The sequence below is a fragment of the Paracoccus aeridis genome, assembly GCF_004923205.2.
Lineage (GTDB): Bacteria > Pseudomonadota > Alphaproteobacteria > Rhodobacterales > Rhodobacteraceae > Paracoccus > Paracoccus aeridis.
This window is the reverse complement of sequence record NZ_SELD02000052.1, coordinates 1-18708: the sequence shown is the minus strand read 5'-3', so window position 1 is coordinate 18708 and position 18708 is coordinate 1. Positions and strand designations below refer to the sequence as shown.

Sequence of the window (18708 nt, the reverse complement as noted above, 5' to 3'; positions counted from 1 at the left end):
GGTGGCAACCTCGGAAGAAGTAGGCGCCTACGCCGGACGCTTACGAAACTTAGGGGAAAGGGGCAAGCCGAGCCTCAGTCCGAGTTGCGGGACAACGCTGTTCACCGAGAGAGACCGAGCCTGTCGCGGCAGCGCGAGACCCTCAGAATGGGCACGCATCGCCTCCAGCGACAGGCCACGTGTGGAATGATACGCTCCGCACACGCAACTGCCGGTCCCCGCCCTCAACAGAGATATGCGGCGCCTTTTCCTCCAATCGGATCCGGTCGGCGGTTAGGTCCGCGATTGCGAACGGGCGCGCGCCGGTGTTGACTATCAAGAGCAGGATCGCCCGTGCCTCGCTGTTGAGGCGATCGAGTGCTCCTTGGCCGCGCAGCTTGTCTCATATCCACTCGATTGAGAACGACGGGCGCTGCCCCACATCTCCGAGAGCGTCTTGTCGCCTATCACGGTGATTGGATTGTTGATCACCTTGCTACTTGGATTGCGCCAACGTCGAAGCTAATCGAGCGACATCCCGAGCGTCTTGTCGCGGGCGAGCTGCCGGTAGCGGGTCCAACCGTTCGCGCGTATCGTCGAAGCCGTCGAACTCCTTTTGCAGGATCAGCAGGTCCTCGCCAGAGCGTCAGGCTGGTGGACGAGCCATTCCTGCAGATGGCCACGTCCCCGTAGGGCGAGGTCCCAGATGCGTTTCTCGATCAGGAGCGCGACGCGGCAAGGGTGACCTGCCACGGGCTTTTTCCTCCCACTGCGATTATATTCCGCGCCACGGAGAGGACGGACGATGAAGAAGGCACAACGGACCGAAGAACAGATTATCGGCATCCTGCAGGAGCATGGTCGACGTATACGTCGACGGCGCGAAGTGCCCGGATCTCTGCCGCACGCACGGGACGTCGGAGGCCACGTGTCTCAGCCTGGAAGGCGAAGTATTCCGGCATGTCCGATGCGAAGCGGCTGAGGGCGCTGGAGGAGGAGAACGCCAAGTTCAAGAAGCTGCTGGCCGGGCAGATGCTCGACATGCGGCGATGAAGGAACTGCTGTCAAGAAAGTGGTGATACCCGCCGTGAAGCGCGAGGCAATCGCGCATCTGCAGGCCCTGCTCGGGCTCTCGGAACGGCGGGCATGCCGGATTTCAGGGGCGGATCGCACGATGGTTTGCTACCAGCTGCAGCGACCATCCGACACCGCCCTGCGCGGGCGGCTGAGGGATTTGGCCAACGAGCGGCACCGGTTCGGCTACCGACACCTGTTCGTGCTGTTGCGACGCGAAGGCGAGCCGTCGGGGATCAACCGCATTTACCGGCTCTATCGCGAGGAAGGATTAACCGTCCATAAACGCAGCGCCCGCCGCAAGGCGATCGGCACACGGGCCCCGATCTGATCGAGGCGCGGGCCAACGCCCGATGGTCGCTTGACTTCGTTCACGACCAACTCGCCTGCGGGCGGCGGTTCCGGCTGCTGAACGTCGTCGATGACGTCACCCAGGAATGTCTCGCAGCCATCCCGGACACGTCGATCTCGGGCCGCCGCGTGGCGCGGGAACTGACCGCGCTGATTGAACGTTGCGACAGGCCCGGGATGATCGTTTCTGACAACGGGACAGAGCTCACCTCGAACGCGATCCTGAAGTGGGGCGCCGAGCACAGGATCGAATGGCACTACATCGCGCCGGACAAGCCCATGCAGAACGGCTTCGTCGAGAGCTTCAACGGCAGGATGCGCGACGAGATCCTGAACGAGACCCTGTTCCGGAACCTCGCCCACGCCCACGAGCTGACCTCGGCCTGGGTCATCGACTACAACACTACGTGGCCGCATTCCGCGCTCGGCTACCAGACCCCCACCGGGTTCGCCCTGCACCTGAGCAACGCAATCGCCCCCCACTGCGCGGGATGAAAGCTCCGCGCGCCGGGCGATTGCTCACCCCGCGCCCACAGGCGCAAATAGCCAAAGGACTCCGGTCGTGGCTGGATGAAAGACCAATGGCAGGCCAACTGCGCCATAGTCTTTTCGTTACGGGAGACAGTACTACGACTATCTGGGCAACTACGGCTAACGGTTCAGTGGCGCGAGGAAATGGCGGATTCCATGTTTCTTGAGCAGGGAAGCGACCTCTCCAGACACGTTTGTTTCAGTTACGAGAACAGCCTCGACCGGCACGTTTTCTCGAACATCCATTGCAGCTTTAACTGCGCGATACTTGATGCACTGATAAACGCCACGCCGAAGGTCGACTTCGTTTGATATTCGCGACTTCACCTCCAGTACAACAGTTCGGTCGGCAAGATGATAAACCGCATCGATCCGGTCGCCGGAGTCGAGGCAGAACTCAGTTTCTGTTCGTGCGGGAGCAAAGGTCCGATGGATGAACTTCGGATTCTCGACCACCCAAAGCCGCAACGCCTTATGATGCTCGCTCTCGCCGCCGCAGCCATATTTTGCTGCGCCGGTCCCAAAGTCATCTTCATTCCCCGCATGTCGCATGTCACGCTCAATGGAAATGGCCGTTTCGCTCAAGTCCGAACCAAACACACGGGCATAGAGGTTTGCCCATTCAGCCGGGCCGTAATCATAAACTTCAGCCGCAGCTCGCTCGAAGTACTCTCGCCACTTACGTGGATATCGTTCCTTGAAGCTTTGGGAGCGTAGGCGAGAGTCCTGGAACCGGGTCGCCATGAACGAGCCAGCTCCTTCGTTTGGTACCCCCTCAGCTTGGCTGACTACAAGTACGTTTATAAGAGGAGCATTCGGCTCGATGCTCTGGATGTGCTCGATGAGGTATCCGGCAACTGCCCCAATCTGCGTTGAAAAGATAGTAGAAAAATTCTCCTCAGTTTCTAGGCGATGTTTTATCTGTCCGTACGTTATCGTCGCTCCATCAAGCGCAGCCGCAATCAGCCAGCGCATGGTTGGTGCAAGGGCGTATCTGCGCAGGTTCTCGTGCGTGGGGCGGTACCGATCAGCGTCTTTGGCCATAGAAAACCTTTCTTACCATCTGTACAAAGCATTACGAATCGTCGTGTCCTGTACACTGCCTGCTTGCCGATGAGGCGACAACTACAATCCTCTCCTGTAGCATCCCAGTGCTTCCGTATGCCTCAGGACTGCCCCACAAGGGGCGAACAAAATCCAATCTGAACCGGAGTATCTACACGAACGGAGAGGACATCGATTTCAACGCGGTTTAGGATAGGCGGATGAGGCGGTCGGTCTTGGCGATAGGAGCGCCTTACTTTACACTCGCCGGCGCCCTTGCGCGCGCGTGAAGGCAAAAATTCGTATTAGCGTCCATGACGGGGTGCGCAGCCGGTCGCGGCTGGAAGGGGTCGAACTTGAAGACACCCCCGAGAACTGCTGGCGCCAGCCCTACCCAGCTTACCGAGTACCTTTCAGTGAATACGCAGCGGGGCGGGCGGTGATTGGGGGTGGACAGGTGATGCTTAAACCTGCGCGGGGAGGCAGAGAAGCTGGCGAGGTATGGCACCGTGACCTGCTGTCCAGTGCTCTATGCACATAGCGCCAACTCAGGAAAACGACCTTGCTAGCTGCCCCGCGGGCTACACAGCCCTAACACAAGAGAACAGGATAGCGGAACCTGCTGTTGCATCCCGCAGCATTCAAGCGTCTTCTGCATGGCGAGCTTGGTGGGGGGGGGGACAGGCCAGAACGACGATAAAACTCCCTGCAATCAAAGGTAATTGGCGGAGGAAGTGCGCTTCCAACTGGACCGTCTCCTGTGACCCTTGAGGGAGCTCCGGCAGGCTAGCGTGTCTTACGGACTTCTAGGGAACTTTTCGCAATTTGACGCCGGTTCACGGAGCAATTCGCTGCTGCACCCAATGTCCGAGGGACGCAGCCCGTAACGCGCACGGACCCGCAACACACTGACTTGAATACGTTTTCTTTCTACGCATTCGTTGTCGTGCGACCACGGTGGTCGCTCGAAAGGAAACGAAAATGCGAGAAATGTGCCTCAGTCAAATCGAACTGGCTGCCCGATGGAGAATTAGCCCAAGGACACTCGAGCGGTGGCGGTGGATCGGCGATGGGCCGCGCTTCATGAAGCTAGGCGGGCGGGTGATCTATCGCGTCGAAGATGTGTTGGCGTTCGAACAGCAAGAGCTGCGCGATTTGGAGGAGATTAAGGCTGGGCGCTGAAACCGCGCGCATCGTCAGCCAAGCCCTGCGCGGCGACTAGTTCTGACCTGCGCAGGGAAGTTGCGTACGCCGAATAGCATGCAGATCGCCAGCAAGCGTCATTCCGGCCCTCAGGCCTAAGCCATAACAACCATCCGCACCTTCAGATAGAACCGCGTTCGAAAACAATCACTTTACGCGCAATTTCGATTGCCTGCTTTCCTCCCCTCAGTTACCGTCATCGAGAGCACAGAAAATGGGCCCGCATAGTTTGCGGGTCCTCCGATCTGGCCCGGAGGTGATTTTGGAGAGCGACCGGTCGGAACTTCGCTGGGGTGTCAAGCAGCGCCTCGAGTTCATAGAGTTCCGCCTGTTCTGGGAGGGGCATGTGAACCGCAGCGATCTGATGGACCAGTTCGGGGTCTCGGTGAACCAGGCGTCCACCGACCTGAACCGCTACATCGGCTTCGCGCCGGACAATATGGTCTACGACAAGAGTGCGCGAACCTACGTACGAGGCTCCGAGTTCAAGCCGCAGTTCCTCGAGCCCGACGCGAGCCGCTACCTTGCACAGCTGCGATCGGTCGCTGACGGGCTCCTCGACCGCGAGGACGCCTGGATCGCCAACCTCCCGCCCTACGCAGCTGCCCCTACGCCGGTTCGTGGGGTCAATCCGGCAACGCTTCGTTCGGTCGTTGGCGCGATCCGCCGGTCCGAGGCGATCGAGGTAAAGTACCAGTCCCTGTCCAGCCCCGAGCCGCGCTGGCGCTGGATCGCCCCCCATGCCATCGCGTTTGACGGTTTCCGGTGGCACACTCGGGCGTTCTGCCAAACCGACGATTGCTTCAAGGACTTCCTATTGTCGCGGATGCTTGAGATCCGAGGCTCGGGCGAAAGCGACAAATCGGCCGGCGACGATCACGACTGGCTTGCCGAGGTTACGCTGGAAGTCGGGCCCCACCCCGACCTCTCGGAAACACAAGCGAGGGTTATTGCGCTCGATTATGGCATGCGCGGCGGCAAGGCGAAGATCAAGGTGAGACGTGCGCTCCTCTACTATGCGCTTAAGCGCCTCGGGCTAGATACCGCCCCCGAAGCGCGCGCGCCCCAAGACCAGCAGATCGTGCTGATCAATCGCGACGAGATTTTCAGTGGCATTCGAGCGGCTGGCGCTCCGGAGGGTTCGAAATGAAGCCTTCTTCGGACATCGCCTCCAGTTGCCAGAAGCCAGCAAGTTCATTTGAGGAGAGCCAGATTGGGTAAACAAGCGGCATTCAAGACCAACCCGGTCAGCCTGGAGGAGCTTCTCCGTCAGTGTGGGAACGGCAAGATTCAGTTGCCGGATTTCCAGCGCAGCTGGGTGTGGGACGAGGAACGGATCAAGGGGCTGATCGCCTCGATCTCGCAGGCGTTTCCGGTCGGCGCCTTGATGACGCTCGAGGTGAAACCTGGTGCGGCTGATACCTTCGCACGCCGACCAATCCAGGGGGCGGATGCCGCAGTTGGCGACGACGCACCGGATCAGCTCTTGCTGGATGGCCAGCAGCGCATGACCTCGCTTTATCAGACCTGCTTGCGCCGCGAGGTGGTGCAAACGGTCACGCCTCGCCTCAAGCTCGTGAAGCGCTGGTTTTACATCGACATTCGAAAAGCAATGAACCCGGCCGAGGACCGCGAAAACGCCATTGTCTCAGTACCGGAGGATCGGCGGATCAAGTCGGACTTCGACCGGAAGATCGACCTCGATCTCTCCACGCCGGAACTCGAATACCAAAACCTCATGTTCCCGCTGAACCAGGTTTTTGACTGGGACGAATGGCAAGACGGCTTCAACGAATACTGGCTGGAAAACGACCCGGAGACACGCAAGCTCTTCAAGCCGTTCAAGGATGAGGTCCTTCAGAACTTCAAATCCTACCAGCTGCCCGTGATCGCGCTGAGCCCCGACACCTCGCACGAGGCCGTCTGCCTCGTCTTTGAGAAGGTGAACACCGGCGGCAAGCCGCTCGACGCATTCGAGCTTGTGACAGCGATGTATGCAGCCCGGGGCCATCGCCTGCGGGACGACTGGCTCGGCGCCGACGGCCAGCCGGGGCTGCAGACCCGGCTTCAGCTTTTTGGGCGGGCAGCCGAACAGAAGTTCGGCGTGCTGGAAAAAGTCGCGGCAACAGATGTGCTCCAGGCCATCGCCCTCCTGCATGGGGTCGAGACCCGCGCGGCCGAAATCGCCGCCGGGCGCAAAGAGTCGGAGCTGTCCGCAGTCCGGGCCACGCGTCAGTCGCTCCTAGACCTGCCGCTGGAGGCGTACCTGAAACACCGTGCTGCGGTCGAAGAAGGGTTCAAGACTGCGGCGAAGTTCCTCCGGCAGAACCACATCTATCGGGTCATCGATCTGCCCTATCAGGGCCAGCTTGTCCCCTTTGCCGCGATCCTCGCCATCATCGGGCCGAGGTTCGACCACGCTGCCGTGAAAGACCAGCTTGCCCGCTGGTTCTGGTGCGGCATTTTTGGTGAGCTGTATGGCTCGGCCATCGAGTCACGATTTGCCAAGGACGTGCTCGAGGTCCCCGCATGGCTCGACGGTGGCCCCGAGCCCAGCACGATCACCGATGGCCGCTTCCGCCCGGAGCGACTGCGCACCCTGCGCACCCGCCTGTCGGCTGCCTACAAGGGCATCCACGCCCTTCTGATGGCCGAGGGCGCGAGAGATCTTCGCTCCGGCCAGCACTTCAAGGACACCGTGTTCTTTGACGAATACGTCGATATCCACCACATCTTCCCGCAGGACTGGTGCAGGAAACAGAAGATCGAGCCGAAGGTCTTTGACACCGTCGTCAATAAGACACCGCTCAGCTACAAGACCAACCGCATTCTTGGCGGCGTAGCTCCATCGGTCTACCTAGAACGACTGGAAACAGGCGGAAAGGACAACCCGCCGATCGCCCGCGAAGCGCTTGACAATTATCTGTCGTCCCACGGGCTGGATCCCTCCTTGCTAAGGGCGGATGACTTCGAGGGATTCATGGCGGATCGGGAGACGCGGCTCCTTGCCATGATTTCAAAGGCAACCGGGCATGCGATCGTCAGGGCAGATTCCGTGCCGGAGGAAGGCGAGGACGTTCTTCAGGACGACGAAGGCTTCGATGTTCCAAGCCCGGACACCGAGGAGGCCGCCTGAATGAAAGCGTTTGAGTTCGACCATCAATTGATCCGTGCTTACGAGCACTTTTCGCGTTCATTCAGCGCAATTCGGGCAACCGACCTGAAATCCGAGATCGATGCCCAGTACGACGCCGGAAAATTCTGGCCGGATGCCCTATTGTCTCTGAACCCACGCTTCATGGCGGGGCCGACGGTCGATGAACTCGTCGCCACGGGTGATCTCGACGACAGCACGGGCAAGGTTTTCCGGTTCGGCACCACGCCTCTTCGCTTTCACCGGCACCAAGCCGAGGCGATCGCGAAGGCGAAGCAAGGAAAGAGTTATGTCGTCACAACCGGTACGGGTTCGGGGAAATCCCTGTGCTTCTTCGTGCCGGTTGTCGACTCGATCATCCGAGCGCGGCGCGCAGGAAAGCCGCGTCGCACGACGGCAATCATCGTTTACCCCATGAACGCACTGGCAAACAGCCAGATGAAGGAGATCGACAAGTTCATCGCCGGTTCAGGTTTGCCCGATGAGCTCAAGCCGGTGGTCAAACGTTACACCGGTCAGGAAAGCCGTGAAGAGCGGGAGCGCATCGCTGCCAATCCGCCCGACATTCTCCTGACGAACTACATGATGGCGGAATTGCTTCTGACGCGTCAGGACGACCTGGACTCGAAAGTCGTCTCGAACGCGTCCGGTCTCGAGTTCATCATTCTCGACGAACTCCATACCTATCGTGGACGCCAAGGTGCCGATGTCGCGGTCCTCGTTCGGCGCCTGCGGGACAGGTGCTCGCCTGACAAGGAGCCAATCTGCATCGGGACCTCGGCGACGATGGCCTCCGAGGGATCGGACGAGAGCCGCGCACTTGCTGTCGCGAAGGTAGCGTCTCGTCTGTTTGGCACCGACATTGGCCCGGACGCGGTCATCGACGAGTCATTGCAGCGCGCGACCGATGACACCCTGAAGACCGAGCACGTCCTTGGCGCCTTGAAGACGGCTCTGACGCAGCCTTTGCCGGACGCACTCGATGACGAAACTCTGAAGCGCCATCCGCTCTCGGTGTGGGCCGAACTCGAACTCGGATTGGACGATGGGCTTGAGCTTCGCAGGAAGAAGCCTATCCCTTTCGAAGAAGCCGTTGAAAAGCTTTCTCTGGCCAGCGCGGTCGATGCCGAAACCTGCCGAGACTATCTCGAAAAATTCCTGACCCGGGTAAGCCTGCCGGAGCATGAGCGCGGCGGCACGAAGGACGGAGCCTTTCTCGCCTTCAAACTCCACCGGTTCATCTCCGGTGCCGGTGAAGTCTTTACGACGCTCACAGCCAGGCCGCGTAGGATCCTTCTTGAAGGACAGCTCGAGGACCCCGAAGCCCCTGGAAACCGCCTCTACCCCACGCGGTTCTGCCGAAATTGTGGCCAAGAATACCATGTCGTGACCAAGGTCGACGATGATGGGAGCTTGCGCTTTCTGCCTCGAAGCATCGACGACACGCCGCTCGACACTGAAGAAGACGAGGTCGCGGGGTATCTCTGTCCGGTGACGCCCGGCGATACTGACTTCCAGTTCACAGGCGAGCTTGAGGGCTACCCCGAAAGCTGGCGAGAAGAGAAAAACGGCATTGAACGGCTGAGAGGGTATCGCAAGAAGCGTATGCCGGTATCCTACGTCGTGGGCGCTGATGGTCGCCATGGAGCGGGCGGAAACGATTTCTGGTTCATCCCGGGAAAGTTCGCGTTCTGCCTGTGCTGCCATGACGAACCGACGCAGGGGATGCGTGAGCGCAGCAAGTTGGCGGGGCTCTCCGGCGAAGGGCGAAGCTCGGCAACAACCTTGCTGGTCGCCAGCGCCCTAGAGTGGATGAACAAACCTGGCAGCGGCGTACCCGAGACGAAGCGGAAGCTTTTGGGGTTCACGGATAACCGTCAGGATGCAGCCCTGCAGTCTGGCCATTTCAATGACTTCCTGTTCGTAAGCCTGTTGCGCGGAGCCATCCTTCGCGCGGTCATTGCTGCTGGCTCAGGTGGGCTCGCAGAAGACGAGTTCGGCCTGCAGGTGGTGAAGGCGCTCGGCTTTACTGCCGCCAACAAAGAGGCGCGCCAGCATTGGCTGCTGGATTCGAATGCTGGTGCCATCATTCGTGAAGATGCCCAGCGGTCGCTCGCAAAGGTACTCGCCCATCGTGTTTGGACTGACCTGCGTCGCGGTTGGCGCTTCACCAACCCCAGCTTGTCTGTCCTGAACCTGATCGACGTGAATTTCCTCGGCCTGGAGGAAATCTCTGAAGATCGCGAGCGCTTCATGGCCATCCATCCATCGCTAGGAGACCTCAGCCTCGAACAGCGGCAGGCAATTCTAAAGGCGATTTTGTCCGCGATGCTCGAGGGCCTGGCTGTTCAGACCGAAGCCTTGGACCTGACTGTCCTCGACGGCGTGGCCCAGAAATCGCGAATGCTGCTTCAGGCACCTTGGGCCATTGACCAAAAGGAAAATCCGCGAGCGCGGTCCTCGCTTGTCCTGCGCGCGGGCAGCAAGAACGTCGTCACGCTGCGTGAAGAACAAACGCTTCTTCGGGCAGGTCCCAATTCGCGGATCGCACGGCTCGTGAACCGGAAGTCGGTTCTCGGCATGAAGCTGAACAAGGATGAGTACTACGAGTTCATGGAAGGGATGCTTGCCTTCCTGAGCGACGAAGGGCTGCTGGTGCCTGTCGAACTCGATAGCGATGTGACGGGCTGGCGCCTGTCACCATCTGCGGTTCGGCTTGTGCCTGGACCGGCCCTCGATGATGAAACGCACCGCGGCAACCGATATTTCCACGACCTTTACACCGCGATTGCCAGTGACCTTGGCGACGGGCGCAGTTCCTACTGGGGGCTGGAGGGACGCGAGCACACGGCTCAGGTTTCGCAAAAGCAGCGAGAGTGGCGTGAGTGGCGGTTCCGTTTCGAGCAGGATGACATGGAGCACCTCGCCAGCTCGGAATACCGCACGGAAATTCGGGCTACGGGCGAGTCAGACCGGTTCCTGCCCGCGCTGTTCTGCTCTCCGACCATGGAGCTCGGCGTTGATATTTCCGCCTTGAACGCCGTCTACCTGCGCAACGTACCTCCTACGCCGGCGAATTACGCGCAGCGTGCTGGTCGTGCCGGTCGCTCGGGCCAGGCCGCGGTTGTCGTGACCTACTGCGCCTCGGGGTCTCCGCATGACCAGTATTTCTTTGAACGGCGCAACGATATGGTCGCCGGTGTCGTGCGGCCGCCAGCGCTCGACATAACCAATGAAGAGCTGGTCCGATCGCACCTACATGCGGTGTGGCTGGCTGAAGCGAAACTGGCGCTTTCTCCCGACATCCCGGAGATTCTGGACCTTCACGGAGATAAATTCCCGCTGAAGGAAGACGTTCTGGCGGTCATCTCGAAACCCGCTCTGGTTTCGCAGGCACGGGGACCGATGGCGCGTGTCCTGAAGCAGATTCTGGCGTCCGACGGAGGGCAAACCCCGATCTGGATGGATGATCCAGACGAGTTCGTTCTTCACACGGCCATGAATGCCCCAAAGGAGTTTGACCGCGCCTTCGACCGTTGGCGGGAGCTTTATAGCTCTGCCAGGACGCAATTGGCCGAGGCCAACAAGCGTTCGGAGATTACGGGGCTATCGGGAGCCGACCGACGCAAAATCAAAGCCGCGCAAATGCAGGCCCAGGATCAGATCGCCATCCTCGAACAAGGCAAAGCCTCGAATGGCTCCGATTTCTATTCGTATCGGTATCTGGCAACTGAGGGCTTTCTTCCCGGGTACAACTTCCCGCGCCTGCCGCTCTACGCGTTTGTTCCTGGCGAAGGTAAGACGGGGTCATTCCTGTCCAGAGCCCGCTTCCTTGCCATTTCCGAATTCGGCCCGCGCAGTCTGATCTATCATGAGGGCCGCGCCTACCGAGTCATGAAAGCCAAATTGCCGCCCGAGGTGCGTCAGGGCGACGGATCGGAATTGGCGACCAAGGATATCTACATCTGCTCCAACTGTGGCGCATCACACGAGGGCGAGGTCGAGCGCTGCCATGGGTGCAACAACCACATGGCGGGTGAAGTCCCCATCAAGAAGACTCTGCGCATCGACAACGTCGAGGCGGCCCCGACTGAGCGCATCACGGCGAACGATGAAGAGCGCGTTCGGCAGGGCTTTGACATCCAGACCGTCTTCTCCTGGCCGAAGAAGGATGGGCAGGTCCAAGTGACCAACGCCAAATTCGTCTGTGGCGAGACTTCCCTCTTGGCCCTGCAATACGCCAACAGCGCAGAAATCAGCCGACTGAACAAGGGCTTGAAGCGACGAAAGGACCAGACTGTCTTCGGTTTCCACATCGATCCGAGGTCCGGATACTGGGCGAAATCCGACGACGAGGACAGCGACACGGACGTCCCGCCGGACGTGGTCAAGCCGGTTCGCATTGTCCCGATTGTCCGCGACAGAAAGAATGCCCTGTTGTTCCGCTTCGAAAAGCCGGAGCAGTATGAGCCCGAGACAATCGCGACGGTTCAGCATGCGTTGCTGCGCGGAATCGAAGTGGTTTTCCAGTTGGAAGAAGGCGAAATCCTCGGTGAACCGTTGCCCGCGAGGGACAACCGTCGCGCAATCCTTGCCTACGAGGCAACGGAAGGCGGTGCCGGCGTGCTCACGCGCCTGATCGATGACGGAAAGGCAATCAACGAGGTGGCGAAGACCGCTCTGGGTCTGATGCACTTCGAGAATGTGGATGCTGCGATTGCGGCGGGTGATGCGGATCTGTTGCAGGAGAAGAAAGACGGAAGCTGTGTTCGCGGCTGCTACCGTTGCTTGCTGTCCTACTTCAACCAACCGGACCATGAGCTGATCGACCGCTCGAGCCCGGAAGTGGCTCAATTCCTGATCGATCTTGCACGCGGCACAATTTCCCTTGCTGCGAAGCCGACTGCAGGAGCGGTGGCATCACCATGGCTTGAGGCATTCAGCGCCGCAGGCGTTCCCCAAGTCGATACGATGCCCGCGAACTTTGGTGGGCGCGAATTCGAGTTCGTTTGGCGCGCTTTCGCGATTGCCGCGACGACCGCTGATCTGACTGCAGAAGCTGAGGCAGACGCGCTGAACAAGGGCTGGGTCGTTTTTGGATTGCCTTCGGCGCCGTCGGAAGGACTGCCGGATGGCTTCATGAAGAATTTTGAAGGTTGATATGACTGTGAATTTTACTCCTGGAGATCTTGTCAGAGCGCGCGGCCGTGAATGGGTTGCCTTGCCGACACCCGGCGAGGGCCTGCTCGCCCTGCGCCCCCTCTCGGGCAATGAAAACGACATCGTGGTTCTCGCTCCGGATCTCGAGCTTACACCGGTAGAAGCCGCTCGTTTCGACCTGCCTGACGATGCGCGCACGACAGTGCAGTCCAAGGCGGCGCTTCTTGCCGACGCGTTGCGGCTGACCCTCCGCCGGGGGGCAGGTCCGTTCCGGTCCGCCGCACAGCTTGCTTTTGAGCCTCGGACCTACCAGCTGGTCCCGCTGCTCATGGCCCTTCGGCTTCAGGTCCCGCGGCTGTTGATTGCCGACGACGTTGGCATCGGCAAGACCATTGAAGCGGGTCTGATCCTCCGCGAACTGATGGATCGCGGAGAAGTTGATGCGTTTTCGGTTCTCTGCCCTCCGCACCTCGTGGACCAGTGGATCACCGAATTGAAGGATCGCTTCGGGATCGATGCCGTTGCCGTCACCTCCGGGACTGCGGCACGTCTGGAGCGCAACCTCCCATTGGCGCAGACCCTTTTCGACGCCTATCCGTTCACGGTGGTCAGCCTTGACTACATCAAAGCCGAGAAACGTCGGGATGGGTTCGCCAGGGCCTGTCCGGATTTCGTTATCGTCGATGAAGCACACGCCTGCGTCGGGACTCACAAGGGAAAGCAGCAGCGTTTCGACCTGCTCCAAGGCCTTGCACGCGATCCTGAGCGTCGGTTGATCCTGCTGACAGCCACGCCACACTCTGGGGACGAAGATGCGTTCGCTCGGCTGCTGTCGCTGATCGACACGGAATTCGGGACCGTCAACTTCGACAACCAGAAGTACCGCGAGCGCCTTGTCAGGCACTTTGTTCAGCGGCGGCGCGTCGACCTGGTCGAGGGCGACTGGGACGAGAACCGCTCGTTCCCCAAGCACGAGACCACCGAATACTCGTATCGCCTGAACGATGAGCATCGGGCCTTCCAGGAAGCCGTGCTTGATTACTGCTTCTCGGTCGTGTCTCGGGCCGGAGACGCGCAGAAGGATCGCCGTCTTGCCTTCTGGGGCACTCTGGCGCTGATGCGCTGTGTCGGATCGTCACCCGCAGCCGCAATGAGCGCGTTGCGAAACCGAGCTTCCAATGAAGACGACCGCCTCGAGCCGCAGATCTACGACGAAGATGGCGATGACGAAGACGCGGTGGACATCGAGCCAAACACCGTCTTTTCAAATGATCCCGCTCTCCAAGAGCTGCTCGACAAGGCCAGCGGACTTCTGACGGCCGAGGATCCCAAACTGAACGCCCTCATCAAGGCCCTCAAACCCTTGATCAAAGACGGCGCTAATCCGGTCGTCTTCTGCCGCTACCTGGCCACGGCCGAACACGTGAAGGAAGGGCTTCGTAAGGCTTTCCCCAAGCTGAATGTGCAGGCCGTGACCGGTGAATTGACGCCGGACGAACGTCGCGATCGCGTGGCGGAAATGGCGGCGGAAGAAGGTGCCGCCACCGATCAGCGCATCCTTGTCGCCACGGATTGCCTGTCGGAGGGGATCAACCTTCAACAGCTGTTCGACACCGTGATCCACTACGACCTTTCCTGGAATCCGACGCGCCATCAACAGCGCGAAGGTCGCGTGGATCGTTTCGGGCAACCCGCCGAACTCGTTCGCTCGATCATGATGTTTTCGCCCGACAGCGCCATCGACGGTGCCGTGTTGGACGTCATTCTCCGCAAGGCTGAAGAAATCCGCAAGGCGACGGGCGTGACTGTGCCTCTCCCCGATGAGCGAGGACCGGTCACCGACGCGCTCATGGCTGCAATGATGCTCCGCCGTGGCGGTGGCAGCCACAAGCAGCTGACGCTGGACCTGCAAATCGGCGACGGCATCCAGGTGATGGAGACTCGCTGGCGCGATGCAAGCGAGAACGAAAAACGGTCACGCGCCCGGTTTGCACAAAACGCCATGAAGCCGGGTGAAGTCGCTCCTGAATGGGACAAGGTGAAGTCACTGCTTGGATCGCCAGCGGAAACGCTCGAATTTCTCGAGCGCGCGATGTCTCGGTTCGGGGTGCCCCTCGAGAAGAAGAAATCGCTGCAGTTCGCCCACGTGCATGCGCTTCAGGATAGCCTCAAGGAAAAGCTGGAGCAGCGTGGGCTGAATGGCTCTCTGAGACTGGCCACGCAGGAACCGGTGCCCTCAGGCGCTTCACTTCTGACCAGAACCCATCCGCTGACATCGTCCCTGGCAGAAAGCCTGCTTGAAGCCTCTCTCGACACCGAAGCGCTGCCGGATCTGGGCATCGGTCGTGTCGGGGCCTGGCCGAGTGCCGCCGTCACTCAGATGACGCGTGTCGCGCTCTTGCGTATTCGTTACAAGCTCACGGTTCATGCACGGCGTGAGCGCCTCCTGCTGGCAGAGGAAGCCGCCCTCGTTGCCATCGACAGCAATATGGTGATCGCCTCTGGCAGCGAGGCGCGCGCGTTGCTTGCCTCTCCCGCGACTGCTGATCTTGCGCCTGTCGCCCGCGACCGGATGATCAATACGGCGAAGGCGGCCCTTCCTGACCTGCTGGGCGGCCCGATTGCCGATTTCGTGCAAAAGCGTGCCGCGGAGCTGGTTGAAGACCACGCCCGCCTTCGTGCTGCAGCCGGTTCTGCGTCGCGTGTCAGTGTGGAGCCGATCATTCCCCCAGACGTCATCGGCCTCTTCGTTCTTGTTCCGGGGGAGGTGTAATCATGGCCCGCAAACCAATTACCGATATGTCCGCGTGGCCGTCGCTGAGCCTCGAAGGCAACCTGATCGCGCCTGCGATGATCGCCAAGATCGATCAGCGCCAGGCACCCGAGCAATCCCCCGAGGAGTACGGGGTTCGCAAGGGTCTCCAGATCCGCGAGGAAATCGCCACCGCCTTCCGCGTAGGCCAATCGCATTTCGACGCCTTTGCGAAGATCGAGCACCCCTCGGCCGCCGCTACCTCGCGTTTCATCGCCGATTTCTTCAGGGAAACCTTCGGGTACACCGATCTCGCGGCGGCAGCCGCACCGATCGCCCTGATCGCATCCGACCGCGTGCCTGTCGTCGTCGTCCCGCCGTCCGAGCTGCTTGATCGCCGCAGCCCGACCCTTTCGACGGACAGGTCGCGCTCTCCGGCCTTCGCCCTTCAGGACCACCTGAATGATCGCGACGAGGCCCTTTGGGGCATCGTGACCAACGGGATGCAGTTGCGCCTCATGCGCGACAATGCCTCCCTGACCCGCCCGGCCTATATCGAGGCCGATCTGGCGCAGATGTTCACCAACGAGGACATCGCGTCCTTCGCTGTCCTCTGGCTGCTGATCCACCGCACCCGCTTCGGCGTGGCAGACACCCCCGCCACCGATTGCCCTCTCGAACGCTGGCGCGATGCCGGCTCCAAGGAGGGCGAAGCCGCGCGTGATCGCCTGGCCGGTCAGGTCCAGCTGGCCCTCAAACTGCTCGGCTCGGGCTTCCTCGAGGCCAACCCCGACCTCGCCGCGAAACTGCATTCCGGCGAAGTGAACCTGACCGAATGGTTCAACGAGCTCCTGCGTCTCGTCTACCGCCTGATCTTCCTCATGGTGGCCGAGGACCGGAACCTCCTTCACCCGGAAAAGGCCAAACCCGAGGCCCGCGCCCTTTACGCCCAGGGCTATTCGCTCCAGTCGCTGCGCAAGCAATGCTACCGCGCCGCCACCTGGGACAAGCACCACGACCGCTACGAAGGCGTGAAGATCGTCTTCCGCGCCCTCACGCAGGGCCAGCCCGCCCTTGCGTCGCCCGCCCTCGGCGGCCTCTTTGCCGAAGACAGGCTGCCCCACCTCGAAACTGCCCGCCTGCGCAACCGCGCCTTCATGGAGGCGCTCTACCGCCTTTCCTGGCTCGACCAGAAGACCGGCATGGTCCCCGTCAACTGGCGCGCGATGGAGACCGAGGAGCTGGGCTCCGTCTACGAATCCCTCCTCGAACTGCAGCCGCAACTGGGCGACGACGGCAAGACGCTGGTCTTCGCCTCCGAGGCGGCCGAGCAGAAGGGCAATCAGCGCAAGACCACCGGTTCCTACTACACGCCCGACAGCCTCGTTCAGGCGCTGCTCGACACCGCGCTCGACCCCGTGCTCGACAAGACCGAGGCCGAGGCGGACGATCCCGCCAAGGCGCTGCTGAAGCTCTCGGTCATCGATCCTGCCTGCGGATCAGGCCACTTCCTGCTGGCCGCCGCCCGCCGCATCGCCACGCGGCTCGCGCGCATCCGGGCCGAGGGCACGCCCTCGCTCGCCGATTTCCGCCATGCCCTGCGCGATGTCGCGCGGTCCTGCCTGCACGGGGTGGACCGCAACCCGATGGCGGTCGAACTGACCAAGGTCGCGCTCTGGATCGAGACGGTGGACCCCGGCCTTCCCCTCGGCTTTTTCGACGCGCAGATCCGCTGCGGCGATGCGCTGCTGGGGGTGTTCGACCTGAAGGTGCTGCAGGACGGCATCCCCGATGCCGCCTACAAGCCGCTGACGGGCGATGACAAGGATACGGCGCGCTACTACTTGCAGGCCAACCGCGCCGCGACCGCTGGCCAAGCCGGGTTCGATTTCGGCACGGGGCAAGTCGCCATGCCCGAGATGAAACCGCTGGCGCTGGATTTCTCGGGCTTCCGCGATCTGCCCGAGGATACGGTGGAACAGATCGGGGCCAAGGCCGCGCGGTTCAAGGAACTGCGCAAGGGGCAGGCCTTCGTGCGAGCGACGGCGGCGGCGAACCTGTATGTCGCGGCCTTTCTGCTGCCCAAGGTGGGCGGCGCACCGGCGGGGGCATCCGCCCGCACCGTGCCGACGACCGAGGAGCTGTGGCTGGCCCTCAATCAGGGCAAGATCCGGAATGCGATGATGGACGCGCCCAAGGCCGCCCGCCGCGCCCGCGCCTTTCACTGGCCGCTGGAGTTCCCCGATGTGATGCAGCGCGGCGGGTTCGATGTGGTGCTGGGCAACCCGCCGTGGGAGCGGATCAAGCTGCAGGAGCAGGAGTTCTTTGCTTCTCGTTCGCCCGAGATCGCCAATGCACCCAACAAGGCCGCGCGGGATCGGCTGATCAAGGCGCTGGAGAAGGCCGCGCCGGGCACCACGGATCGTGCTATTTTCGATGCTTTCGCCGAGACGAAGCGCGAGGCCGAAGCGACCAGCGAGTTCGTCCGCGTGTCGGGCGAGGACGGTGGGCGCTTTGCCCTGACCGGGCGGGGCGACGTAAACACCTATGCGCTTTTTGCGGAGTTGTTCGCCAACCTCGCGCGGCAGCGGGCCGGGGTGATCGTGCCAACGGGCATTGCAACAGATGCGACGACCGCACCGTTCTTTGCACATTTGGTGGAGGCAAAGCGGCTCGCTCAGTTGGTGGATTTCGACAATCGGCTACCGTTGTTCTCCAGTGTCCATCGGATGTTCAAGTTCTCGCTGCTGACACTTGGGCGTGACGAGAGCGCTGCGCATTTTGCGTTCTTTCTCTCCGAGCCTTCGCAACTGGCCGAGCCCGAAAGAAACTTCACACTTTCGCCTGCTGACATCGCGGCGATCAATCCCAACACCAAGACGGCTCCGGTTTTCCGTTCACGCGCCGATGCCGAACTGACGTCAAAGATATATGCCCATGCGCCGGTGCTGATTGATGAAAGCAAAGGCAAGGATGGCAATATTTGGGATCTGACGATTTATACCCGAATTTGGCATATGACTGAAGATGCGGAATGGTTTCAATCTGCTGTCGACCTTCGTGCACGAGGCTACAGCCTTAAGAGTTCGTCTTGGTATAGGGAGCAAAATCATCCTTCGGATGACAGCGCCTCTCACGAAAAACAGAACCAAGCGAATGTCTATTTACCTCTTTATGAAGCAAAAATGGTTCATCAGTTTGATCACAGGTGGGCCGGATACTCTTTTGACGGGGCGTCGCCCAGCGACAGCACAATTGATGAAAAGTCAAATAGGGATTACGAGCCATTGCCTCGATACTGGGTGGCGCAAGATGAAATCGAGAAGCGCTTGGCCGAAACCAATTGGAAAAGGGGATGGCTCTTCGGACATAGAGGTTTGACCAACGCCACCAATGAGAGGACCTTTATTTCGGGTGGTCTGCCCCCTGAAAAGTGGTCCTCCCTGAAGTAGGCTTTTGA

Annotated in this window: 7 protein-coding genes and 1 pseudogene; 7 read left to right on the top strand and 1 reads right to left on the bottom strand. The window is 60.8% G+C overall.

Features of this window, described 5'->3' with window-relative positions:
- The first annotated feature begins 784 nt into the window (after positions 1-784).
- Positions 785-1978 (top strand): annotated as a pseudogene (locus ELI80_RS13820) (IS3 family transposase).
- Positions 1979-2055: 77 nt separating this feature from the next.
- Here the strand turns inward: ELI80_RS13820 and ELI80_RS13815 are convergent.
- On the bottom strand, positions 2056-2979 hold the full coding sequence (locus ELI80_RS13815) for a hypothetical protein (RefSeq protein WP_136652573.1): 924 nt from the start codon (positions 2977-2979) through the stop codon (positions 2056-2058).
- Between the two features lie 981 nt (positions 2980-3960).
- Between ELI80_RS13815 and ELI80_RS16585 the strand changes: the two genes are divergently transcribed.
- The 6 genes from ELI80_RS16585 to ELI80_RS13785 all read left to right on the top strand — a co-directional run bounded on the left by ELI80_RS16585 (position 3961) and on the right by ELI80_RS13785 (position 18700).
- Positions 3961-4161: a helix-turn-helix transcriptional regulator gene (locus ELI80_RS16585; RefSeq protein ID WP_071167189.1), complete on the top strand. Its 201-nt coding sequence runs from the start codon at positions 3961-3963 to the stop codon at positions 4159-4161.
- Positions 4162-4444: 283 nt separating this feature from the next.
- Entirely contained in the window at positions 4445-5332 is an 888-nt protein-coding gene (locus ELI80_RS13805) for a BrxR family helix-turn-helix transcriptional regulator (protein WP_136652572.1), read from the top strand.
- 63 nt (positions 5333-5395) lie between these two features.
- On the top strand, positions 5396-7318 hold the full coding sequence (locus ELI80_RS13800) for a GmrSD restriction endonuclease domain-containing protein (RefSeq protein WP_136652571.1): 1923 nt from the start codon (positions 5396-5398) through the stop codon (positions 7316-7318).
- Positions 7319-12496: a DEAD/DEAH box helicase gene (locus tag ELI80_RS13795; RefSeq protein ID WP_136652570.1), complete on the top strand. Its 5178-nt coding sequence runs from the start codon at positions 7319-7321 to the stop codon at positions 12494-12496.
- A gap of 1 nt (position 12497) precedes the next feature.
- Positions 12498-15269, top strand: a complete 2772-nt coding sequence (locus ELI80_RS13790; RefSeq protein WP_136652569.1) for a DEAD/DEAH box helicase — start codon at positions 12498-12500, stop codon at positions 15267-15269.
- A gap of 2 nt (positions 15270-15271) precedes the next feature.
- The gene (locus tag ELI80_RS13785) at positions 15272-18700 is read left to right on the top strand and encodes an Eco57I restriction-modification methylase domain-containing protein (protein WP_236641504.1); all 3429 of its coding nucleotides are present in this window, start codon (positions 15272-15274) and stop codon (positions 18698-18700) included.
- The last annotated feature ends 8 nt before the right edge of the window (positions 18701-18708 follow it).

Coding starts and splice junctions, on each gene's coding strand:
- ELI80_RS13815 (WP_136652573.1), bottom strand. CDS start 2,979: ATGGCCAAAGACGCTGATCGGTACCGCCCCACGCACGAGAACCTGCGC.
- ELI80_RS16585 (WP_071167189.1), top strand. CDS start 3,961: ATGCGAGAAATGTGCCTCAGTCAAATCGAACTGGCTGCCCGATGGAGA.
- ELI80_RS13795 (WP_136652570.1), top strand. CDS start 7,319: ATGAAAGCGTTTGAGTTCGACCATCAATTGATCCGTGCTTACGAGCAC.
- ELI80_RS13790 (WP_136652569.1), top strand. CDS start 12,498: ATGACTGTGAATTTTACTCCTGGAGATCTTGTCAGAGCGCGCGGCCGT.
- ELI80_RS13785 (WP_236641504.1), top strand. CDS start 15,272: ATGGCCCGCAAACCAATTACCGATATGTCCGCGTGGCCGTCGCTGAGC.